The 22,435-nt window shown below is 44.9% G+C and carries 20 protein-coding genes; 9 read left to right on the forward strand and 11 right to left on the reverse strand.

The genetic code is table 11. The features are described from left to right. Positions 1-115 precede the first annotated feature (115 nt). Positions 116-1,540, forward strand: coding sequence for an MFS transporter (locus BQ7117_RS04585; protein ID WP_084789903.1), 1,425 nt, complete (start codon positions 116-118; stop codon positions 1,538-1,540). 15 nt (positions 1,541-1,555) lie between these two features. Next, positions 1,556-3,484 (forward strand): DEAD/DEAH box helicase, encoded by a 1,929-nt coding sequence (locus BQ7117_RS04590; RefSeq protein ID WP_073996409.1) that lies wholly within the window; start codon positions 1,556-1,558, stop codon positions 3,482-3,484. A gap of 83 nt (positions 3,485-3,567) precedes the next feature. Here BQ7117_RS04590 and hisS read toward each other — a convergent pair whose 3' ends face one another. Together hisS and BQ7117_RS04600 are read right to left on the reverse strand one after the other, a co-directional pair. After that, complete coding sequence (gene hisS / locus BQ7117_RS04595) at positions 3,568-4,899, reverse strand: histidine--tRNA ligase (protein WP_073996410.1); 1,332 nt, start codon at positions 4,897-4,899, stop codon at positions 3,568-3,570. Between the two features lie 55 nt (positions 4,900-4,954). After that, entirely contained in the window at positions 4,955-5,692 is a 738-nt protein-coding gene (locus BQ7117_RS04600; protein ID WP_073996411.1) for an MBL fold metallo-hydrolase, read from the reverse strand. A 122-nt stretch (positions 5,693-5,814) separates the two neighbouring features. Here BQ7117_RS04600 and BQ7117_RS04605 point away from each other — a divergent pair, with 122 nt between their 5' ends. Both BQ7117_RS04605 and BQ7117_RS04610 read left to right on the forward strand, forming a co-directional pair. Beyond that, the gene (locus tag BQ7117_RS04605; protein WP_084789904.1) at positions 5,815-7,272 is read left to right on the forward strand and encodes a DUF349 domain-containing protein; all 1,458 of its coding nucleotides are present in this window, start codon (positions 5,815-5,817) and stop codon (positions 7,270-7,272) included. 118 nt (positions 7,273-7,390) lie between these two features. After that, complete coding sequence (locus BQ7117_RS04610; protein ID WP_073996412.1) at positions 7,391-7,972, forward strand: hypothetical protein; 582 nt, start codon at positions 7,391-7,393, stop codon at positions 7,970-7,972. Between the two features lie 57 nt (positions 7,973-8,029). Here the strand turns inward: BQ7117_RS04610 and BQ7117_RS04615 are convergent, their stop codons facing one another. The 3 genes from BQ7117_RS04615 to BQ7117_RS04625 all read right to left on the reverse strand — a co-directional run bounded on the left by BQ7117_RS04615 (position 8,030) and on the right by BQ7117_RS04625 (position 12,587). Beyond that, entirely contained in the window at positions 8,030-10,237 is a 2,208-nt protein-coding gene (locus BQ7117_RS04615) for a RelA/SpoT family protein (protein ID WP_073996997.1), read from the reverse strand. A 197-nt stretch (positions 10,238-10,434) separates the two neighbouring features. Further along, the gene (locus BQ7117_RS04620) at positions 10,435-11,388 is read right to left on the reverse strand and encodes a nucleoside hydrolase (RefSeq protein WP_202613020.1); all 954 of its coding nucleotides are present in this window, start codon (positions 11,386-11,388) and stop codon (positions 10,435-10,437) included. A gap of 26 nt (positions 11,389-11,414) precedes the next feature. After that, complete coding sequence (locus tag BQ7117_RS04625; RefSeq protein WP_073996413.1) at positions 11,415-12,587, reverse strand: MFS transporter; 1,173 nt, start codon at positions 12,585-12,587, stop codon at positions 11,415-11,417. Between the two features lie 128 nt (positions 12,588-12,715). Between BQ7117_RS04625 and BQ7117_RS04630 the strand changes: the two genes are divergently transcribed. The 5 genes from BQ7117_RS04630 (at position 12,716) to BQ7117_RS04650 (ending at position 16,551) form a co-directional block, all read left to right on the forward strand. Beyond that, entirely contained in the window at positions 12,716-13,402 is a 687-nt protein-coding gene (locus BQ7117_RS04630; RefSeq protein ID WP_073996414.1) for a Crp/Fnr family transcriptional regulator, read from the forward strand. A 97-nt stretch (positions 13,403-13,499) separates the two neighbouring features. Continuing rightward, positions 13,500-14,120: an ECF transporter S component gene (locus BQ7117_RS04635; RefSeq protein WP_073996415.1), complete on the forward strand. Its 621-nt coding sequence runs from the start codon at positions 13,500-13,502 to the stop codon at positions 14,118-14,120. After that, the gene (locus BQ7117_RS04640; RefSeq protein WP_073996416.1) at positions 14,120-14,929 is read left to right on the forward strand and encodes an energy-coupling factor transporter transmembrane component T; all 810 of its coding nucleotides are present in this window, start codon (positions 14,120-14,122) and stop codon (positions 14,927-14,929) included. Before BQ7117_RS04635 ends, BQ7117_RS04640 begins: the two co-directional genes overlap by 1 nt. Beyond that, on the forward strand, positions 14,913-15,752 hold the full coding sequence (locus BQ7117_RS04645; protein WP_073996417.1) for an energy-coupling factor ABC transporter ATP-binding protein: 840 nt from the start codon (positions 14,913-14,915) through the stop codon (positions 15,750-15,752). The genes BQ7117_RS04640 and BQ7117_RS04645 overlap by 17 nt, the downstream gene beginning before the upstream one ends. Then, positions 15,742-16,551 carry an energy-coupling factor ABC transporter ATP-binding protein gene (locus tag BQ7117_RS04650; protein WP_073996418.1) on the forward strand — a complete coding sequence of 270 codons (810 nt, stop codon included), beginning with the start codon at positions 15,742-15,744 and terminating at the stop codon, positions 16,549-16,551. Before BQ7117_RS04645 ends, BQ7117_RS04650 begins: the two co-directional genes overlap by 11 nt. Positions 16,552-16,574: 23 nt before the next feature. Here BQ7117_RS04650 and BQ7117_RS04655 read toward each other — a convergent pair whose 3' ends face one another. Genes BQ7117_RS04655 through ruvA form a run of 6 tightly spaced genes read right to left on the reverse strand, consistent with a single transcriptional unit; the run spans position 16,575 to position 22,389 of the window. Beyond that, positions 16,575-17,123, reverse strand: coding sequence for an adenine phosphoribosyltransferase (locus BQ7117_RS04655; protein ID WP_073996419.1), 549 nt, complete (start codon positions 17,121-17,123; stop codon positions 16,575-16,577). Further along, positions 17,124-18,260, reverse strand: coding sequence for a protein translocase subunit SecF (secF, locus tag BQ7117_RS04660; RefSeq protein WP_073996420.1), 1,137 nt, complete (start codon positions 18,258-18,260; stop codon positions 17,124-17,126). Then, positions 18,260-20,290, reverse strand: a complete 2,031-nt coding sequence (secD, locus tag BQ7117_RS04665) for a protein translocase subunit SecD (protein WP_073996421.1) — start codon at positions 20,288-20,290, stop codon at positions 18,260-18,262. Before secD ends, secF begins: the two co-directional genes overlap by 1 nt. 37 nt (positions 20,291-20,327) lie before the next feature. Beyond that, on the reverse strand, positions 20,328-20,714 hold the full coding sequence (locus BQ7117_RS04670) for a preprotein translocase subunit YajC (RefSeq protein WP_073996422.1): 387 nt from the start codon (positions 20,712-20,714) through the stop codon (positions 20,328-20,330). A 55-nt stretch (positions 20,715-20,769) separates the two neighbouring features. Further along, positions 20,770-21,792 (reverse strand): Holliday junction branch migration DNA helicase RuvB, encoded by a 1,023-nt coding sequence (gene ruvB, locus BQ7117_RS04675; RefSeq protein ID WP_073996423.1) that lies wholly within the window; start codon positions 21,790-21,792, stop codon positions 20,770-20,772. A gap of 3 nt (positions 21,793-21,795) precedes the next feature. Beyond that, positions 21,796-22,389, reverse strand: coding sequence for a Holliday junction branch migration protein RuvA (gene ruvA, locus BQ7117_RS04680; protein WP_073996424.1), 594 nt, complete (start codon positions 22,387-22,389; stop codon positions 21,796-21,798). Positions 22,390-22,435 lie beyond the last annotated feature (46 nt).

The raw sequence follows: 22,435 nt of genomic DNA on the forward strand, positions 1-22,435 counted from the left end.
TCACACCTTAGTGACTTGTGCTAGCTGCGGTGGAAAGTGAAAATTAAAGAAGACGAGCCAAGCTGATTTTAGAAAAATCTATTTATTACTATCCCGCAACTGAAATAGGTGTTTTTTGCAAGATAATATCGCCCCCAAAGAGGAAAAAATTACCTCGAATAGCGTATCTATAAAATTAGGTGCTGATACGCTGCGGTGGCTGCAAGTAATCGCCGTCAGTTTGGTAAGTATGGCCGCCTTTGAGACGGTAGCAGTTACTACCGCTATGCCCTATGTGATGGAAGATTTACAAGGTGAGTATCTGTATGCTCTCGCCTCTGGGATTGCTCTAGCCACTCAAGTAATAACTACCGGTTTAGCAGGTAAATGGTGCGATACGAAAGGTCCACACCCCGCACTTTACACCGGGCTAATTCTTTTTATATCTGGCCTCCTCATCGCTACTTTTTCTCCAAATGCCGAGATGCTCGTGCTAGGAAGAGGGATTCAAGGTTTGGGAGGCGGGCTGCTAATTGTGCCCCTTTACGTATTGGCCGGCCACTATATTCCTCCAGAAAAACAAGCTAATTTTTTTGCCTCTTTAGCTGCCGCCTGGGTACTGCCAGCATTGGTTGGTCCAGCTATTTCGGGGGCTTTGGTCGAGTATGTACATTGGCGCTGGGTATTTGGCATTACTCCCTTTGTTATTCTCGCTTTTCTACCGCTCATAATCATAAAAGTGCGAGCTTTTCCGCATTTAGCAGATCCACAAAAACTGCAGAATTTTCCGCGCGTCATATTTCTCGCTCTAGGCACGGGAATTGCCGTGAGTGGCCTGCAGATACTATCGGGGGTAAAAGCGGAAAACTTCTCTGCACTTCATTTTCTAGGTATTCTTCTACTCACGAGCTGTTGTTTCTTAGCAGTGCGTCCGCTCCTACCTCCACATACTCTACGTGCCGGAAGAGGCCTTCCTGCCAGCGTACTTTATCGCGGTATGATGAACGGTGCCTATGTGGCGGTGGAACTTTTCTTGCCTTTACTTCTAAAAAATGTGCATAATTTTTCTCCCACTCGTGCTGGGATTGTCCTCACCATAGGTTCAGTTACCTGGGCTGCTGGTTCTTTTCTGCAAGGAAAAATCCACAATCCAAACTGGCGAAAGAAAATGCCGCTCATTGGCTCTACTATGCAAATAATTGGGATTTTTTTGACTCTCCCGGGAATCTTCCCTGCTGTGCCAGGAGAAGTAGTTTTTGCTGGCTGGCTAATTGCTTCCCTCGGGGTGGGAATAATCTATCCAGGAATTACGGTATATGCGCTGGCTCTTACTCCGAAAGAGAATCACGGCCGTACCTCTTCGGCCCTCCAAATTCTCGATTCACTAGGGGCAGCTATTTGTATCGCCTATGCCGGTATTATTTTTGCTCTCTGCCGGAGCCTCGGCGTCTATGCTTTTGGCCCCACCATTGGCGCGCTCGTTATTTTTGCAGTTTTTGCTTTATTGATTGGTCAGCGCATACAAAAACCCGGCTCTACTACTTTTTCAATAACTTTTTGATAGGAATATTTTTAGATGGATACTACTAGTACTTTTGCTGATCTTTGCTTGCCACTTCCCCTGCTAGAAACAGTGGAAAAGCTCGGATTCACCGCCCCTACCGCAATTCAAATGCAAGCTATTCCCCCGCTCCTCGCGGGGCGCGATGTAATTGGGGTAGCACAAACTGGCACGGGGAAAACGGCGGCTTTTGGTCTCCCGCTGCTTACACAGATAGATCCGGAGCTAAAAAATGTACAAGCCCTGGTACTAGCTCCCACCCGGGAATTAGCAATTCAAGATGCCGAAGCAATTACTAATTTCGCAATAAATAACGCCGATATCGAAGTAGCTACAATCTATGGCGGCGCGCCGTACGGACCACAGCTACAGGCATTGCGTAAAGGGGCACAAATAGTAGTGGGAGCCCCTGGCCGAATTATTGATCTATATGAACGCGGAGCGCTCGTGCTCGATTCGGTGAAATACTTTGTGCTAGATGAAGCCGATGAAATGCTACATATGGGCTTTGCAGAAGACGTCGATAAAATCGCGGCTGCTCTTCCCCCAGAGCGAATCTCAGCTTTATTCTCAGCTACTATGCCTAAGCAGATTCGCGCTATTGCCGCCCAGCATCTGCAAGATCCGATTGAAATAACTGTCACGCCGCCTGCCTCCGTTGTAGAAACCATCGAACAGGAATATGCGGTAGTGGCAGAGCGCTATAAAGTGGGAGCATTGTGCCGCGTATTAGCTACTACAGCGGCTCCAGCTGCTCTGGTATTCGTACATACGCGCGCTACTGCCGAGCAACTCGCTTTAGAATTGACGGCCCGCGGAGTACACGCAGCTACACTTTCGGGAGATGTAGCGCAAGTGGAACGCGAACGTTTGGTGGAACGGCTTCGCAGTGGTTTCCTTAATGTACTGGTGGCCACCGATGTGGCGGCGCGCGGATTAGATGTGGAACGAATTGGCTTAGTAGTCAATTTTGATATTCCCCGGGAAGCTGCCACCTATGTGCATCGAATCGGGCGCACCGGGCGAGCTGGACGCCGTGGGCATGCCCTTACTTTTGTCACTCCTAAACAGCGTTTCCGCCTCCGGAGAATCGAAAAAATAACTGGAGTGGCAATTAAAGAAGCTAAGCTGCCTACCGCAAGTGAAGTAAATTCAATTCGGGCCCGGGAAGTGCTTGCCCAAGCTCAGAAGCGGCAGGAAAAGGGAAACTTAGATCTCTATGCTACCGCTTTGATGCAGTGGCAGGCAGAGCAGGAAAAGCAGAATGAAGATACTGCGAACTGGGAAAATGACGCTAGTGGCGAGAATCTGGAAAATACGGAGTCGCCCCTAAATGCCGAAACGCCTCTAAATAATGAAGATCAGCAGTCGCTAAAGTTCCCGGCCGATTTACTACTGGCACTGCTAGCTCTCGCGGTACAAGACGATGGTGAAAAAACCTCTGCCGAACCAGAAGATTTAGCGGCAAGTTTTACAGCGGAAAAAGAATCACGGAAAGCCGGGAAACGCTGCACCGAGCCCAAAGCTCCCACTTTTTCTGGCAAAGGCACGGTATATCGCGTAGAAGTAGGCCGACGAGATGGAGTTTCACCGGGCTCAATAGTGGGAGCAATTACCGGAGAGAGTAAGGTAAAAGGCTCTGAGTTGGGGCGAATCGATATTTTCCCCAGCTTTTCCTTAGTGGAAATGAAATATGAATTGGATAATAAAACGCGCAAACGGATTGGGCAAGCACGCTTAGCAGGGCGAGCTTTGAATATCTCGCGTGATAATGGACCGCGGAAACGGCAAAAATCTGCTGGTGCTGCCGGCGCAACAGATAACCCAGAACTGCGCAAATATCGCGCCGATAAAAAATTTGGCGAAGAACGCCGGAAAGCTCGGCAACAAGCACAAGAAAGAGCACAGCAGCGGAAGAAAAAAGGGAAGAAATCGCGCCACTGATTTCAACTCGCAATAATCTTTATCTACACTAATCGCAATTCAGAATTTGTGCTAAGCGCAATCCAGATTAGCTCCGATTCGGACTAATCTTTATCTGGACGCACTAAGGTAACTTTCCTATCTTCTGCTGGCGGAAGCCACGTATTGCTATCGGTGGGCACTTGCTCACCGCTGCGAATATCTTTTACTTGCTCTCCCTCTTCGGTACTAAACCATACATAGGGAATTCCGCGCCGATCCGCATAGCGAATCTGCTTTCCAAATTTTGCACAATTGGGCGAAACCTCTGCCGCTATCCCCCGCTGGCGCAAACGCATTGCGGTCTGCTCCGCATGGAGACGCTCAGATTCATCGTTCACCGCAATAAGTACAGTGGTAGGTACCGGGCGGCTGGGTACTACAGTTTCTTTTCCAATAATTCTTGCCAACATCCGCGATACACCGATAGAAAGGCCCACTCCCGGATAAGTCTGTTTACCGTCACTAGCGAGCGAATCATAGCGCCCACCAGAACATACGGAACCCAAATCTTCATGCCCGAGCATAGTAGATTCATATACCGAACCCGTATAGTAATCAAGACCGCGCGCAATTTTTAGATCTGCCTGTAATGATCCTGGAATCAAAGCATTAGCCCCTTCGATTAGGGCCACTAGCTCTTCTAAGCCCTCTTCTAGCAGTGGTGAATTATGACCAAGTGCCATTACGCGATCTGCTACTGAAGCGTCACTTCCCGAAATTTCTGCTAGCTGCAGTGCTAGGCGCGCTTGATCAGGAGTAGTTCCAACTTGTTCCTGAAGAATTTCCGCAACTGCGCCGGCCCCGATTTTATCTAACTTATCGATCACGCGCAGTGTCTCTTCAGTATTCTCGATACCGATTGCCTCATAAAAGCCCTGCGCTACTTTTCGATTAGAGGCCCGAATTATTACGCGCGGAATTGGTAAACGCGCTAGGGCATCTACCATAACTAGCGGAACTTCGATTTCGTGATGAAAAGCTAGCTCTCCTTGCCCGACCACATCTACATCTGCTTGGAGAAACTCCCGAAAGCGACCATCTTGTGGACGCTCGCCTCGCCATACTTTTTGAATTTGGTAGCGACGAAAAGGAAAATGTAGATGCCCCGCATGCTCTAAGACATAACGAGCGAGCGGCACAGTGAGATCGAAATGCAACCCGAGCTCTGCCGGCCCCGATTTCTCTCTATCTTGTAGCCGCGACAGTAAATAGATCTCTTTCGAAGTTTCCCCTTTACTGAGCAAACGTTCTACCGGCTCTACCGCACGCGTTTCAATTCCGGAAAAAGCGTGTAATTCAAAAGTTTCCCGCAGCGTATCCACTACTTGCTGTTCGACAAGCCGCCCGGCAGGCAGCCATTCCGGAAATCCGGAAAGCGGAGCAATTTTGGCCATAATCTTTCTCTTTCTTTTCAGGCAGCAACCTCGATTTTACTCTGTTTTGGAAGAATTAACTCATAGCAGCTTGTAAAAATTGCGAATGTCGCACTTCGTGGAACATAGAAGTGGTATCTCCATGACCGGGCAGAATTAAAGTTTCTGGTTTTATCGCCTGTACCAAGAAGCGCAGCGAAGCTGCCATTGCGTAGCCATCTCCTCCGGGAAGATCAGTGCGCCCAATACCGTTATTAAAAATCACATCTCCGGAAAGCAAGAATTTTTCTTCCCGCCCCGTCACTAAGATATTTTCCATTTCCGGCGAAGTAGGATTTTCCGCGCGTGATTGCCCCGCAAAAAGAAATACGGCCGAACCTTCGGTATGCCCGGGAGCGGGAACTGCCCGCATGGGAATTCCCGGTACGAGCTCTACGGTGGTAGAAAAAATTTCATCTGGTAGATTCTGCAAATTTTCTGGCTCCTGCCATTGGTCTATTCCCATGCGGGTAAAGCCTAGGTGTGAATTCTCCATCCCGGTAGTGGCAAGTGGATCGGTGAGCCGATAGCGATCAGGAGCAGAAATATATACTGGCGCAGCACCAGCTACTGCCGATACATCCCAGACGTGATCAGCATGCCCATGGGTAAGTAATACGGCTCCTAGGTGCAAATTTTGTGCCGCTAAAGTATCTTTAATCCAATAGCGCGAACCTGCACCGGTATCTACGACTAATGCACTACGGGTATTCTCATCAGCCAATATATAGGTATTTGCCTCTAAAAAAGTACGGTTATAACGCAGAATTATCATATAGATAACCGTAGCGGAAATTGCCGCTTTTCGACATTGGAGAGAAAATCTGCGTAAACTGTGTGTTGAATGACGTGTACGGTATGCGTAAAGCCGACCCCGGCCTCAAAAGGAGATCAAAGATGAGTGACCCTACAGTAAACGATAATGCAGAACTTGCTACTGCTGATACCGCCGCTAAAGCAGCACCTTTAGAAAAAGAAGCAGCTGCTCCCGTTACTTCTGCTCCCAATGTTGGAGAGAAAAATGCGGAAGAAGCAGCAGTAGCTAATCCACCGGCAGCAGAAGTATTGCCGGCGGGCGGCGAAGTAGCTGCTCCGGTACCGGAAGTAGATGATAAAGCTGCTGCAGAAGCTGCAAAGTGGGGTCGGGTAGACGAAGAAGGCAATGTGTGGCTGCGCGAGGGCGAAAACGAACGCCTAGTTGGGCAGTTTGCAGCAAGTGGCACTAAGGAAGATGCACTCGGACTCTTTATACGCCGTTTCCTCGATTTACAAGCTCAGGTAAAGCTGTTGGAATCGCGTATTAATATTATTTCTCCACACGAAGCCGAAAAATCTTTGCAGGCCCTCGAGAAAGAGCTCTTAGAACCGGCAGTAGTTGGAGATGTGGAGAGTTTGCGGAAAACGGCTGCGCAACTAAAAGAAAGAATTGCGGCGCGGGCGGAAGTAGTAGCAGCAGAAAGAGCAGCTGCAAAAGAGGCCGCATTGGCACGCCGTACCGCAATAGTGGAAAAAGCAGAAGCGGTGGCAGCACAAGATACTGCACATATTCATTGGAAGAATTCCCGCGCTGAATTAAATAATCTGCTCGAAGAGTGGAAAGGTGAGCAACGCCAGGGAGCCAGATTAGGGAAAGCTGCGGAAGATGCTCTCTGGAAGCGTTTCTCGGCAGCGCGCACAAAATTCGATCGGCAGCGGCGGCACTTTTTTGCCCAGCTGGAGATACAGCGTAAAGAGACCGTAGCCCGGAAAGAAGAAATTATTAAGCAGGCGGAAGCTATCCAAAATTCTACGGATTGGAATGCCACCTCGGCTCAGTATCGGGAACTTCTCGAAGATTGGAAACGGGCGGGCCGCTCGGCGCGGAAAGAAGATGACCGTCTTTGGGAGCGTTTCCGTGCTGCCCAGCAAGTATTCTTTGACGCACGGAATATGCGCAATGCCGAGATGGATAAAGAGTTTTCCGAAAACTTGGCGCGTAAATTAGAACTGCTCGAAGAAGCCGAAAAGCTTCTCCCCGTAAGCGATATTCAGTACGCCAAAGAGCAAATTCGCCTCATCGGAGAAAAGTGGGATGCGATTGGGAAAGTACCGCGCGCCGATATTGCCCGTACTGAGGGAAGAATGCGCGAAATTGAGCGTTCGATTCGCGATGCCGAAAATAAGAAGTGGGAGATGCATGATCCGGAGAAAGAGAAGCGCTCTTCGGGCATGGCAGCTCAATTAGAATCGCTGATTGCGGAATTAGAAGAGCAGATTGCGGAAGATAAGCAGAAAGGCGATGCCAAGATGCTAAAAGAGCATGAAGAAGCATTGGCAGCCCGCAAAGCCTGGCTTGAAGCGGTACTGGAGAATTAGTACTAGATAATTCTGCAAAATAGTAGCTATTCTACACTTGGGAATTATTACCGGCGGGGGCAATCCACAGTTGCGGATTGCCCCCGCTTTATATTTGCGCATCTGCTTTACTTAGAAAATGATTTATTCCCGAAAGCTATCTCCACCGCTCATTATCTATCCGCAATCTTTTGCCGAGCTACAAGAACTGCGCTGCTGCAAAGCAGAATTTATCGAATTAGGCGAAGCCTGTTTTACGCCGGCTGTATTCACTTTTTCCCCGCCTCTGCGCGGATATATTATTTCTCAATTGACTACTACAGGAGATATCGCTGGAATGCACAGTGCATTTTGGATTCACACGGGGATTTCCACTCCGGCTTTAGCTAGAGAGCTAGATATTAGCCGGCAAGATGAGAAACGGCGGCGCCCGCAAAGCCGAAAGCGTTTTCCGGCTAGTCATATTGAAAAGATCGGCGGACAACTACTCACCACTAAAGAGCGCACTGCAGTAGATTTATTGCGAGCTGATTTACTAGCCGGCAGTGAAAAAATTTCTGCATTGCTGGAAGCTGGCAGTTCTTTAGAAGCAATATATACGTGCAGTAAAGAAATACGCGGAGCAGCCGGTATTCGCCAAGCACGCAAAGCAGTGGCACAATTTATCGAATCCGGAGTTTATAAAAATTTAGAATCGAAAAATGACTCCCGCACTGAATAAAAATTTAGAATCAAAACGACTCCCCCGCTGCATAAATAAAGAGCCGCCCAAATTTATTCAGTCTACGCGGCGATGGCCCTCTTTTTTCGAAGCAGTGATTCGATAGGCATCATGCACACCTTCAATTTTTCGCAATTCTTTTAAAACCTGCTGCAAATGCCGTGGATCAGCCATTTGAAAAGTGAAATTAGAACGCGCTATGCGGGAAGTAGAAGTATTGATAGAGCCAGAAAGCATATTTATATCATGTTCCGAAAATACGCGCGTCACATCTGCCAGCAGACCTTTCCTATCCAGGGCTTCAATCTGTACCTGCACCAAGAAGGGCCCTTCCGCAGCTGCTTCCCAAGCTATATTTACAAAACGATCCGGTTGTTTTTCTAAAGACGTAACATTTGGGCAATCAGTACGATGCACGGATATACCCCGCCCGCGCGTAACGAAACCAATAATTTCATCCGGAGGTACTGGCGTACAGCATTTCGCCAAAGTCACTAATACATCGGCATCCGCAATATCTTTTACTACAATCGCTGCCGATAAATCTCCCGTATTTCGCCTTTGAATGCGGGTAGGAGTAACTGCCTCTGCTAAAGTTTCTTCTACTCCGGCGTTTCCGCCTTGGGAAGATATCAACAAACGCACTACTTTTTCGGGAGTAATTGCTCCCTCCCCAATAGCTACATATAAATCAGATACATCTTTTCGCAGTAAATCTTGCGCTACCGCTTTGAGAGTTTCATGCGACATTAAGCGCTGTACTGGCTCATTACGCCGCCGAATAGCTTTCGCTAATTTCTCTTTCCCATTTTCAATAGCTTCTTCGCGCCGGTTCCGCGTAAACCACGCCTTTATTTTTGCCCGTGCCCGTGGAGTGGCCACAAATTCTAACCATCCCTGCGAGGGGCCCGCATCAGATGATTTAGCAGTAATTATCTCGACGGTATCTCCCGATTCTAAGCGATGATCTAAGGTGACAAGCCGGTCATTCACCTTTGCTCCGACCGTCTTTTGCCCTACCTCGGTATGAATCGCATAAGCGAAATCTACCGGCGTAGACCCCGCAGCTAATTCCAACACTTCTCCCGTCGGGGTAAATACATATACCTGATTACCCGATATCTCATAGCGCAGCGAATCTAAGAATTCTTTAGGATCAGCCGTTTCCCGCTGCCAATCTACGAGTTGCCGTAGCCATTCGAGCTGAGCACTTTCATCTCCGCTATCGGAACTATTATTTTCGCTTTGGTTGGGATTTTCTTTATAGCGCCAATGCGCCGCCACACCGTATTCTGCGCGGCGATGCATATCGTAGGTACGAATTTGAATTTCTACCGTGCGCCCGCCTGGCCCAATTACGGAAGTGTGGATAGATTGATAAAAATTAAATTTCGGGCTGGCAATGTAATCTTTAATTCTCCCCTGCACGGGAGTGAATACTGAATTTGCTACCCCGAGAGCGGTATAGCAATCTTGAATTTCGTTTACCAGTACCCGTACGCCAATCAAATCGTAGATATCTTCAAAATCGCGCCCGCGCAGAATCATCTTTTGATATATCGAATAGTAATGCTTCGGCCGCCCCGAAATACTGCACTCTACATGCGCTTTTTCTAGTTCATCCTGCAGGATTTTTTTAATTTCTTCAATATAAGCTAGACGCTCAGGATTGCGCTCTTTCACCATGCGCTCAATTTCGGTATAAACCGCCGGGTAAAGAGTCTTAAAAGAAAGATCCTCTAACTCCCATTTAATGGAATTCATCCCTAAGCGGTGCGCAAGCGGTGCATAGATTTCCAAAGTTTCCCGCGCTTTATTCCGCGCCGATTCTGGATCTACATACTTCCACGTACGCGCATTGTGTAGCCGGTCCGCCAGTTTTATCAACAAAACGCGGATATCTTTTGCCATAGCTACGACCATTTTTCGCACGGTCTCAGCCTGGGCTGCTTCCCCATATTCGACTTTATCGAGTTTGGTGACGCCGTCTACTAAAAGCGCTACCGTATTTCCAAATTCTTTGCGTAAGGCAGGCAGTGTGTAGCCAGTATCTTCTACCGTGTCGTGGAGCAAAGCGCCAACGAGAGTATCCTCATCCATTCCCAAATCAGCCAAAATCCGGCATACAGCTAAAGGATGATTAATATACGCTTCTCCAGAGCGCCGCCGCTGGCCAGTATGCCATTTATCAGCTATCTGATAGGCATTTACTAAGCGCATTAAATTTATATTGCGGCCTTTACAGACTTGCAGAATTTCCTGCATAGCCGTGGGAAGAGGCTTCTCGCCAACTGCTTCTACCCATTCGTAAAGCGGCTTTTCGTCTTTACTGCTCGCAGAAGAAGCATTTTCAGCCAGATTTTTCTCTTCCATGCCGAAATTATACCGCGTTATTTGGTAATAATGAGAATCGTACTAATGCTATGCCGGCTGGTATATTCCTAAACCAGCCGGCATATTACCTATTTATTTACTCTTAATGTTTTATATATATAAGCCTTATATTTTTCCGCATTAAGTCGACTACAAATATATGCATTAGGAGTTTTACCAGTGCAGTTATTTACATCAACTATAACTGCACCATAACTAGGGCCAGCAGAAGCATCCACTTCACAATAGTACTTTTGGCATATCTCCACACACTCTGGATATAAAGCGGCAGCTACAGCTGAAGGATCAGCCATATCTAAATACTTATCGCCAAAACGTTCTATATTCATCTCCATTAAATCTTTATTACAGTCGATAGCAAACTTGCCTAAAGATCCACTATCACGAATAGTAGAAATTTCATCTGGAGTGAGCATACATTCTTCTAAACAGGCATCCCACCCCACAAATGTAATATTTTCTAATCCGGATTCAACTACAATTTTTGCAGCCTCCGCATCCTGCCAAATATTAAATTCTGCTACTGGAGTTGCATTACCTGCTCCTAGCCCAGCCGAACCCATAATGATTAAACGATTAGCTCTTTTCATTGCTTCATAATCTAAACGCAAAGCTAAAGCAATGTTAGTAAGTGGCCCGAGCGCAATAATATCGATTTCTTTATCGTCATTATTACGCAAGAATTCCAGCATTTTGAAAACGCCATTTTCTTTTTCTGCCTGTAGACGCCGAGGTACTAAACCGATATCCCCCATTCCATCGTGCCCATGCGTCTCATATGCATAGCTTAAATTCCGTAAAATCATTTTATCGCAACCGCGATAGACCGGAGGCGCATACGTATCTGCATATTCAATAGTAGTTAAAGTATTTATAGTAGCTTGTTCCATTGGAACGTTGCCAGATACTGTAGAAAACATTAAAACTTGATATCTTAGATCGTTTAATGCCATTGCTATTGCCATAGCATCGTCAGATCCACAATCAGTGTCTATAATAATTTTTTTTCGCTGTTCCATCATTAAATCTTTCTATTCACTATGCGATTTTAGGCAATAGGATGTTCTGAAGTAGATAGCTTTAATAGAGCAGCTGAAAGGATACAAACTCCCAGCATTACTAGTCCAAAGACATAAGAGAATTCTACTCCCACTTTCGCAATAAGAGCTCCAACGATAATTGGCGTTAACATATCAGCAATTCCGCTGGCAGTAGCAACCATAGAACAAGCAATACTTACACGCTTATAGTTAATACGAGTAGCAATAGCAACTATTACACTGAAAAGTACCCCTAAGAATAAACCAGCTACAAACAACCCCACATAATATCCTGCAGTGCTGTTAATTAATAATGCCGCTAAGATGGCTAAAAATGCCACAGTGCAATTCATTAAAAGAACTAGCTGTGCATGAATGTAGCGTAAAATCCACGTAAATAGGAAGCCACCTAATACGCATCCCAAATTATAAAGAGTAAACATGAAAGCAGCATTTGCTTCATTTACGCCCTTTGTTATCGCAAAACTAGTAGTGTACATGCCAATTGCCGTAGATACAGCACTAAAAGCAGCTACTGTAATAACTATGCCGGCATAGGCAAGTGCTTTGTTTTTTGCATATAGAGGCCGTATATGCTCTTCTTTAGCGTCTTCATGAATCGAAGAAATTTCCATATGTACTAGGAACGAAATAGCGAAGATAATTAACGATAATGCGGCTAGTACATAATAAGACATTGCAAAAGATATCTCATTACTTAAAAATACTCCGAGCAGGAATGGAGCTACCGTAGTGCCAACACCAAATAACCCCTGACCAAAGGTTAGAGAACTTTCATAATTTTTCTTAAATACCGTACTTAGTAAAGCAGGGCATGCCGCATCTTGAGTACCGAAAGCAAAACCTCCGGCAAATGCTAAAACCATACCAGCAATAAAAGTTGGCAATGCCGGTATACCAACCATAAATAAGGCGGTAAATACCGTGCCAATTCGTATTACTTTTACTGCACCAATTTTTTCTACCAGAATACCCGTAATGTTTACGGTAAGAATTCTTCCTAGCGCATAAGCAGAACCCAGCAAACCTACTAATTCAATTTTTTCACCATACATTTCCACTAATTGCGGAAGAGTACTTCCAATCATTACGCAAGTGGATCCTGCTAAGAAATACATAGCGAAAGCTAAAAAAGCTTTTAACGCGTCATTGCGTTTCATAATATCCTCGCTTTACTTCTAGTTGTTAACATATCGATAAATAAATATCGAAACTTGGTGAAAAATTATCACGCCGTTATACTGCGAGAAATGACAGTTGTCAGGAAATATAAAATAAAGGAATCTAGATGATAAACGAAAAATTAACAGCAGGATTAATACGTTTATTAAAAAATCATGCACCTGCAGAAAAATATCTTGCCGATTTACCTAATAATTTCGTCCACTTATATAAGAAAAATGAAGTAATCATTAATATGCATGATTCAGTTGATTCTATTTATATTTTAGTTCAAGGACATGCCACTGTATTTGGGGAATTAGATCATTGTAATGGAATAATTAGCCACATTGAACCCTTAGAAATTTTAGGTTTGTTAGAACTACTCTGTTCGATTGAAAAATATACTGCTTTTGTAATTGCACATACTAACTGTCAAGTAGTTAAAATTCCCGTAAGCATGTTTAATGAAATGATTAAAAGTAATAGCGAGCTTTGCTATCAAGTGCTTCTCATACTTGGAAAAATGACTGCTATAAATATGCAAGAAGCTGCCACCAAAAGACTTCTCCCGCTACCGGAAGATCTAATTGGTTATTATTTTTATTTACAATCTAGTTCTAAAAGGCCGTATATTTGCACCTACACTAGAGAACAATTATCTGAAATATTGAATATAAACTTACGTACTCTTTATCGTCATCTATATTCGTTGAAAACAAAAAACTTCATATCAATAACTAGAGGAAAAATTACTATAACAGATGAAAATTTTAAATTATTGAATAAGCAATATGCCGATATAGTAATTTAATTAATTCTGCCATTTGTCATAGATAACATTATCTATAGTCCGAATAATTAAAGCTACACCTATATATTTGACTATTGTTTGGTAATGGAGCTGGCAAATGTCATATAGAAAATTCCTAAATCAAGAATTTAGTGCAGTAGCAATTGTGCTAATACCCCTATGCGTAGCTATAAACTGTATTTCCGGACAAGTAGCGGCATTTTTACAACTTCCTATTTTTCTGGACACAATAGGGACTGTTTTTACCGGGATGATTTGCGGACCAACCGTAGCTATCACAGTAGGTATTCTTACTAACTTAATTTCTGCAGCTGTAATGCCAACCATGCTCCCATTTATTTTTGTAAATATTGCTCTCGGATACACTACTGGATTATTGGCTAAACACAAAATGCTAAATAATCCCTATAAAATGATAATTTCAGCTCTAATTATGTCTTTGGTATCTATAGTCACTGCCGCTCCAATAGTTGTACTACTATATAGCGGTTTTACCGGGGGAAGTTCTTCTATCTTTACTGGGTTGCTGATGGCATCCGGTACCAATATTTGGATATCAGTTTTTTCCGCTGATGGATTTTTTACATTGTTAGATCGCTGTATTACGCTTTTGATTTGCTATAGATGTATAAGATGTCTACCCCCGAATCTGCTGCTCCATTTCAAATTCGGGTTACTTTACGTGCCAGCCTATAAAAATGAAAAAGTGGTAGCATAATGGCTGATTACATAGCAGAAATAAATAAAGTAACTTCGGCAAATAAAATTGCTGGATTAAGCCCCAATATAAAATTTATTATCATGGGTGAGTTAGTCTTAACAGATATTATTCTCGCCTCTTGGAAGCTAACTAGCTATAAAATTCCGCTGCTGCTTGTACCCTATTTCTTTATCATTATTTGCTTATTAAAGAGATCAAATATAAAAAGGACTGGTTATAACTTACTAAAGCGAATATTTATATTCACCCTTTTTGTTATGCTCTTTCAATTGCTACTAATTCGGCAAGGAAATGAGATATTTACCTGGGGATTTTTCAGTATTCACGATATATCCTTACAAAAAGCCTTTATTCTAGGATTAAATACGCTCAACATAGCATCAATTATTATTTGGTTTTCCCAGATTACCTCTATTGAGGATATTGCAGCTGCCTTGAATACATATGGCCTTAACCATAAAGCTACTTTTATAATCCTATCTACTCTGCAAACGATAGAGCAGTTACAACGGCAAATTGATACGATCATCATTTCTCAGAGAAGCCGTGGAATTACTATAGATGGGAATTTCTTACAACGCATAAAAACTTTTATACCAATTTTGCTTCCCGCTTTTATTGCTGCTTTAGTAAAAATAGAACCAACTGTAATGATGCTGGAGTCACGCAGCTTTTTTACGGCTAAACAAAAAACATTTATTCGCCAAGTACCTAAAAATGGCTATGAAAATATTTTTCTTATTATTTTTAGCGCTTTTTTCTTAATATTATTGATTGTGAGGTGCTTCTGTGCAATCTATATATAAGATTCAAAATTTTTCCTATACCTATCCTCTAAGTCAAAGCTACGCTTTAGAGAATATAACTTTACAATTCGCACCCGGGAAAATTTATGGAATAGTGGGTGCAAATAAAGCTGGAAAAACTACTCTTTGTCTCGCTTTAAAAGGCTATGTGCCGCATTTTTTCCAGGGAACCCATTCCGGAAATATTTATTTTCACGGCCAATCTGATTTTTTAAATAACGATGATATTGGAATAGTTTTTGACAATCCAATAACGCAGCTAAGTAAAATTAAAAGCACTATTTTTGAGGAAGTTGCATTTAGCTTAGAAAATAGAGGCGAAACACCAGAAAAAATCCAGCAGCGAGTCATTGCAACTTTAAAAATGCTTAATTTAGAAGAATATGCCTTAGCACATCCATTTCAGATATCTGGTGGGCAAATGCAAAGACTCGCTATTGCAAATATGATTGTCAGTAATCCTTCCGTGCTAATTCTAGATGAACCTGTGGCCCAGCTAGATCCACAAGAGAGTAAAAATATTTATGAATGCTTAATAAAGTATAAAAAGCTGGGTCATACCATTTTCATAGCTGAACAAAATACTGATTTGATTGCTGAATATGCAGATGCAGTCATCGCATTAGAATCTGGAAAAGTTGTACATTATGGCTCACCAGCCGAAGTCTTTTATGACCCTACTTTTAACCAAAAAAATATTCCTTTACCAAACTCAATTTTTCTACAAGAAAAACTTATAAAACATGGTGTAAATATTGATGGCAAAATTCTGAAAAAGGACGCTTTAATTCAAGCAATTAAGAGGTTAGCAAATGATAGATAATGTGGAATTAGAGAATGTTTCTTTTTCATATCATAAAGAAGCAGTCCTGCAAGATATTTCTACAAAATTGGTAGCCGGCACTCAATATGCACTTATTGGAAGTAACGGATCTGGAAAAAGTACTCTTGCAAAATTAATAAGTGGTTTACTCACCCCTTGTGCTGGCAAAATTAAACTCGCAGGTACACCTCTTACTGATTTTTCTACCAAACAATTAGCACAAAACATACGTTATATTTTTCAAAATCCCGACGACCAAATTTTTAATCCTACTGTGTATAAAGAAATTACCTATGGATATAAAAATTTTGACACCGAGTGGTTAAGAGAAATATTAAAGTTAACCAATCTAAGCACTTACACTAAACGGAGTCCTTATGAGTTATCTCCCTCAGAGCGCAAATTTGTAGCCATTGCTTCCGCATTACTAGCCAAACCGCAAATAATTATTTTTGACGAAGTTACCAGTGGATTAGATTTAGCACAGAAACAGCTCATAGAGCAGATTCTAAAATATCTAAACTCCGTTAATGCCACAACTATTTTTATTACTCACGATATGGAATTTGTATATAAAAACTTCCCTGAGACAATTATCTTGCATAATAAATCGTTAATATATCAAGGTAATACAATATCCGCTTTCACTAATGAATCATTAATGAAAAAAGCAAAACTAGAAGCACCACTAATAGTAAAACTTTTCCAAGCTGCCTACGCAAATGATGATATAGCTATGCCTTTAGATAAAAACGACATTTTACCTGCTTTAATAAGGAAAATTAATCAGGTAGATTAACTATTATTTTCAGATAATCCGAATTAATACCGCAGCACCGAATCAATAGGAATCGCATCACCCAGATTTGCCCGGCCGCCTAAATCTTCCAGCTCGAGCAGCACGCACAGTTTATGCGGAACTCCCCCGGCTTGCCGTATCAAATCAAAAGCTGCTCCTGCGGTGCCGCCGGTAGCTAGAACATCGTCAATTACTAGTACTCGCATGCCGTCTTGCACAGTGAAAGGTTGCAACTCCATCCGCGCTTCCCCATATTCGAGGTTGTAATCCACGCCTACTACTGGCCCGGGCAACCGACCGGCTTTCCGCACAGTCAGCATTCCCACCCCGAGTGCCGTAGCCAACGGAGCTCCTAAAATGAATCCACGGGATTCTAGACCGGCTACTGCGTCTACTTCACCTCGATAACGATCCGCTAGGCTATCGATTAAAGAGCTAAAAGCATGCGCATCAGCAATAAGCGGAGTGATATCGCGAAACAGCACACCTGGAGCAGGAAAATCGCTTACCTCTCGCACATGAGATTCTACAAGTTGTATCAGTTCTGCTGGAAAATCCGCATTCTGCGTCATTTATTTAGACCTCTTCTTTTTTCTCTGCGCGTGGCCGCGTTTCTTAGGTTGAGCAGCTTGCCCTAAATGCCCGCCGGAGATTCTATCCTCCACCCCGGCCAAAGCTAGCATATCTGATTCGGCTGCCGCGGTGTCACTCTTGTCCGCATTGGAAGACGCGCTCTGTATAGCACGCACTTTTCGCACTCTTTCCGTGTGAATTTTAATATCTTCATTTCGCTCTCCGAGCGTCACCGAAAGCGGAGCCGCAATAAAGATAGAAGAAACCGTAGAAAGAATCATTCCTACAAACATTACGAGAGCCAAATCCCGCAAAGTATCTGCACCTAGTATTCCCACTCCGATAAAGAGTACAGCTATCACTGGCAATAACCCAGTGAGAGAAGTGTTAATCGAGCGAATGAGAGTTTGGTTAATTGCCAAATTAGCTGATTCGGCAAAAGTGTATTTAGTTTGGGAGGTGAGATGCTCAGTATTTTCCCGTACTTTATCGAATACCACCACCGTATCGTAGAGGGAATAACCCATAATCGTCAGAATACCGATGATGGTCGCCGGCGTAATTTCCAAACCAAGCAGCCAATATATTCCCAGAGTGATAATGAAATCGTGTAAAAGCGCTCCAATAGCACCAATTGCAATAGTCCAGGAACGGAAGTAGAGCATTAAAACCAGCGATACGGAAACCATAAATACGATCATGGCGCGAATCGCTTTGCTCATAATGTTTTGCCCCCAGGATGGGCCTACGAAAGTGGAGGTTACATCATTTATTGGCACTTTATAAGCAGCAGCCAGAGTTTCTTTTAATTCCTGCGTCTGCTGATCACTCAATTCAACGGTCTGCACCCGCAACCCAGATGTGCCTAAACTAGAAACACGCGGCGCATCATCTGCACCTATTTTGGAGATTGCTTCATAAGCCGGCTGATGGGAGGTAACTTCGGTGCCGGTGACGGTAAATTGTGAACCGCCACGGAACTCGATTCCGAGATTAGGATCGCGTACCAAGATTGATGTCAAAGAAGCCAAAATCAGCAGCAAGGCAATTCCAAACCAGACTTTCCGCAGTCCAATAATATTTAAAGAACGGCGCCCAGAGTAAAGATCATTACCGATAGGGTACATGGATAACATCAGTTTTCCCCCTCTTCCTGAGAATCTATGCCATCTGTGGCCGCTTTTTTCTTCCGCGCTTTCCGTTCTTGGGCACGGCGCTCCGCTAAAGTGAGGCCAGGCTGAGAAAACGCAGCGGAATTTTCTATTTCTGCGCCTACAGTTACCGGCATTTCAACAGCAGGCTCTGCAGTCACTTCCGCTTCCTCTGCCAGCGCAGCCGCAGGAGAATTAGCAACTGCAGTATCTTCTGGCTCGCTCTCAGCTACATCTTCAAGCAAATCGGCATCAGAATTTTGCTCACTATCTGATTCTATATTGGTCGACTGCTTCCGCCCAGCGAGAGCAGCCCCGCGCCCGCGATAGAGTGGATTCTTCCGCAATTGCACTTTATCCAAGCCGGAGAAGCGTTTACCCAAATTAAAGAATTGCAAATGACCGAGCAAAGTAACCAACGGGTAGGTAAAGAGCATTACCACTATCAAATCCAGCACGGTGGTGATTCCCAGTGTGAAGGCAAAGCCACGCACCGATCCAACCGTCAATAGGTAAAGCACTATGGAAGCCAGCAAATTCACACAGTCCGAAATAATGATTGTGCGTTTCGCCCGCGCCCAGCCGTGCTCAATCGCGCCTTTAATTGTGCGCCCATCGCGGATTTCATCGCGAATTCGCTCAAAGTAAACGATAAAGGAATCCGCAGTTACGCCAACCGAAATAATCATACCGAGTACACCGGCCATGGAAAGGCGGTAGCCCATGCTCCACGAGAGGAAACAAATGACTAGATAAGACATTCCCGTAGAGAGAGCGATAGAAGCTACCGAGACGATTCCTAAAGCATGATACTGCCAGAGCATATAAAGCACGATTAATAGCCCGCCAATTAAGCCGGCAACCAAACCAGCTTGCAGCTGTTCGGTACCGAGGGTAGCGGAAATTTGCTCCTCGGACTGCACCTCAAAATTGAGCGGTAAAGAACCGAAGCTCAACTGATTAGCTAAAGAGGCAGCTTCTTCCGCGGTAAATTTTCCAGTAATTTCGGCTTGCCCGCCTGCAATTGGACCACTAGGCACCGGAGCTGAAAGCACTTGCCCGTCAAGCACAATAGCAAACTGATTACGCGGTTGCGTCAAACCGTGCAAGCGACCCGTCACCGCCGCGAAAGCCTCCCCGCCTTCTTTATCGAACTGCATGTGTACAGCCCAGCCACCAGTAGGATTACCGCTTTTATCTACTGCTGGCCCCGAAGATGCCTGAGTAAGATTGGTACCCTCTACTTCCGCCGGGCCGAGAATATATTTCATTTCGCCTTTTTCGGCACAAGCCACGAAGGGTTTATCAGGAGCATCTGCAGTGGCATCTAGACGCGCTTTTTCCGAACCGCATTGCAAAGTGTAGGCATCATAGAGCACTTTTTCCGTGACCCAAGCTAAATCAGAAGAATCCTTGGGAGTAGTTAGTGGCTCGGTAGAAAGCTTTCCATCTTTATTAGAATCGGCGAGTTTCGTAATTTCCGCCTGTAATTCTTCGGGGCTCAGATTAAGTGGTTTAATATCTTCTGGTTTTGGCGGCTGCGATCCACTGCTCTGCGCTTGGGCTTGCGCCTGCATCTGCGCCAAGCTCGAATTATTTATGGCATCTGGTCCCATTACCGTCAACACCGGACGCAAACGCAATACTGCCGAAGTGCGCACCAAATCTAAAGTTTCTTTACTGGGTTCGCCCGGCAGCGCTACGACGATATTTTTCCCGCCTTGCGCGGTAATCTCCGCTTCTGCTACACCAGAAGCGTCCACCCGCTGGCGGATAATTTCAATAGCTTGATTTACGTCTTCATCCGTAATCTCGGAATTATCGGTAGCTACCGGCGTCAAAATTAGCTGCGTGCCACCTTCCAAATCCAGAGCTAAAGAAGGGGTGAACTTAGTACCTGGTTCGCGTACCGTACCGAAAATTAATGAACCAACTAAAGCAATTGCTAATACCGTCAACACTAGCAAGCGTTTTATAGGAGCGGATCCAGCTCCTGCTCTTCTTTTTTTCGCCACAAAAATATCTTTTCTATTTCCGCCAAAAATCGGCGCCTTATTCTTGATCAGATTCTTCCATTGGCTGCTCAGGAGCCTCGGGATTCTCAGAATCCTCCCCCGCTGCCACTTCTTCTTCTGCACTCGCTTCGGCGTCCAGCGCAGCCGCATCTGCTTCCGAAATTCCTGCTACCGGAATTTCCATCTGGCCAGCAATTGCTCCACGCAGCCATACAGATTCCTCACCGGAAGGAGATTCGAGAGTAATGGCATCGCCGTCAATATCCACTATTTTTCCTAAAAATCCAGCGGTAGTGACTACGCTATTACCCAGTACGATGGCAGAAGCTCGCTCATCTTGCTGGCGTTTCTGCGTCTTCCGGTTCATAAAGTTTAGGCCCCACATCATAATGACCATAAACAAAACAATGATAATAAGTTCCATAAGAGCCTTTTCCTAATCTGCTAGTGCAACCTAAAAAAGTTTACCGCATTTTATGCTAGCGAAAAAGTGTAGCGGATGCCTCCGGCGGCGTTAAATTGAGATGCTGCCACGCCCGCGCCGTAGCTAAGCGGCCACGCGGAGTACGAGTGAGAAAACCGCGGCGCACCAGATAGGGTTCAGAAACTGTTTCAACTGTTTCCGGTTCCTCTCCCACTGAAACTGCTAAAGTAGTCAATCCAACTGGGCCACCTTGGAAATTTTGGCAAATTGCTTCTAAAACTGCTCGATCGAGGCGATCCAGGCCACTCTTATCTACTTCAAAAACTTGCAAGGCAGCTTGAGCAGCAGCTAAATCTAGTACTCCACTCCCCCGTACTTGTGCCCAATCCTGCACACGCCGCAATAACCGATTGGCGATTCGTGGTGTGCCCCGCGAGCGGGAAGATATTTCTACCGCAGCTTCGTCCGTGAGTTCTGCCTCCAGTTTAATGGCGTTGCGGCGCACTATTTCTGCCAGTTCTGCATCCGCGTAATAATCTAAATAGGCAGTGTAGCCAAAGCGATCGCGCAGCGGTGCCGGCAACAATCCCGCGCGCGTAGTAGCTCCTACTACGGTAAAACGCGGTAGCGGTAAAGGAATAGAAGTGGCGCCCGGGCCTTTCCCCACGATCACATCGACTCGAAAATCCTCCATCGCTAAGTAGAGCATTTCCTCGGCCGCCCGCGCTAAGCGATGAATTTCATCTATGAAGAGCACATCTCCTTCTTGGAGAGAAGAAAGCACAGCCGCTAAATCTCCCGAATGTTGGATTGCCGGGCCGGAAGTAAGGCGTAAAGAGCCACCTACTTCCACCGCGATAATCATCGCCAAAGTAGTCTTACCCAAGCCAGGAGGGCCGGAAAGCAGTACGTGATCTGGAGATTTTCCGCGCTGATTAGCCGCATCTAAAATGAGCGAAAGCTGGTTACGCACCACTTCTTGGCCTACGAACTCCGTGAGCTGCTTAGGACGTAACGCGGCTTCTTGTGCGCGTTCTTCTTCATCAGCTTCGGCAGAAGTTATATTCCATTCCTCCACGCGCTACCTCCTTTTACCGAGAATTTGCAGAGCAGCTCGCAATAAATCAGCTACCGCCGCTTCCGGATTTTCTTGGACAGCCTGCGCACAAGCCGGCTTGGCTTCGCGCTCTGACCAGCCAAGATTGATTAATGCTTCCAATACATCGCGCTCAGCTGCGCCGCTAGCAGGAGAATTCGCCGCCGCCAGTTGGGGAGCAGGCCCGAGCTTATCGCCAATTTCCAAAATTATTCGCTCGGCCCCTTTTTTCCCAATTCCAGATACTTGTGTGAGGGCATTTATATCTTTATTAGCTATTGCCGAACGCAGAGCATCAGGGGTATGCACAGCCAACATCGCTAATGCAGTGCGAGCTCCAATACGCGATACCCCCAGCAGGACGTTAAAAACAGCACGGCTATCAGCATCAGCAAAACCATAAAGACTCAGTTCATCTTCTTTTACTATTAAAGAAGTATAGAGCTGCGCCTCTGATCCGAGGTGTAAAGAAGCGAGCGTAGCGGGAGAAGTATAAATACGCAATCCAATTCCGCCCACTTCCAGAACGACCGAATCTTTATCCAACCCAATCACTGCCCCGCGCACGGAAGAGATCACGATTCCACCTTTCGAACAAATGTTTCATAAATAGTTTAATACATAT

The sequence above is a fragment of the Arcanobacterium urinimassiliense genome (assembly GCF_900119495.1).
GTDB lineage: Bacteria > Actinomycetota > Actinomycetes > Actinomycetales > Actinomycetaceae > Arcanobacterium_A > Arcanobacterium_A urinimassiliense.

What these genes read in the sequence shown, in the direction of transcription:
- BQ7117_RS04615 (WP_073996997.1), bottom strand. Translation starts at nt 10,237, where the DNA reads ATGCAGGAAATTCTGCAAGTCTGTAAAGGCCGCAATATAAATTTAATG.
- BQ7117_RS04635 (WP_073996415.1), top strand. Translation starts at nt 13,500, where the DNA reads ATGTCATATAGAAAATTCCTAAATCAAGAATTTAGTGCAGTAGCAATT.
- BQ7117_RS04650 (WP_073996418.1), top strand. Translation starts at nt 15,742, where the DNA reads ATGATAGATAATGTGGAATTAGAGAATGTTTCTTTTTCATATCATAAA.
- BQ7117_RS04600 (WP_073996411.1), bottom strand. Translation starts at nt 5,692, where the DNA reads ATGATAATTCTGCGTTATAACCGTACTTTTTTAGAGGCAAATACCTAT.
- BQ7117_RS04590 (WP_073996409.1), top strand. Translation starts at nt 1,556, where the DNA reads ATGGATACTACTAGTACTTTTGCTGATCTTTGCTTGCCACTTCCCCTG.
- hisS (WP_073996410.1), bottom strand. Translation starts at nt 4,899, where the DNA reads ATGGCCAAAATTGCTCCGCTTTCCGGATTTCCGGAATGGCTGCCTGCC.
- BQ7117_RS04625 (WP_073996413.1), bottom strand. Translation starts at nt 12,587, where the DNA reads ATGAAACGCAATGACGCGTTAAAAGCTTTTTTAGCTTTCGCTATGTAT.
- BQ7117_RS04620 (WP_202613020.1), bottom strand. Translation starts at nt 11,388, where the DNA reads ATGATGGAACAGCGAAAAAAAATTATTATAGACACTGATTGTGGATCT.
- BQ7117_RS04655 (WP_073996419.1), bottom strand. Translation starts at nt 17,123, where the DNA reads ATGACGCAGAATGCGGATTTTCCAGCAGAACTGATACAACTTGTAGAA.
- BQ7117_RS04640 (WP_073996416.1), top strand. Translation starts at nt 14,120, where the DNA reads ATGGCTGATTACATAGCAGAAATAAATAAAGTAACTTCGGCAAATAAA.
- secF (WP_073996420.1), bottom strand. Translation starts at nt 18,260, where the DNA reads ATGTTATCCATGTACCCTATCGGTAATGATCTTTACTCTGGGCGCCGT.
- BQ7117_RS04670 (WP_073996422.1), bottom strand. Translation starts at nt 20,714, where the DNA reads ATGGAACTTATTATCATTGTTTTGTTTATGGTCATTATGATGTGGGGC.
- BQ7117_RS04610 (WP_073996412.1), top strand. Translation starts at nt 7,391, where the DNA reads ATGATTTATTCCCGAAAGCTATCTCCACCGCTCATTATCTATCCGCAA.
- BQ7117_RS04605 (WP_084789904.1), top strand. Translation starts at nt 5,815, where the DNA reads ATGAGTGACCCTACAGTAAACGATAATGCAGAACTTGCTACTGCTGAT.
- BQ7117_RS04630 (WP_073996414.1), top strand. Translation starts at nt 12,716, where the DNA reads ATGATAAACGAAAAATTAACAGCAGGATTAATACGTTTATTAAAAAAT.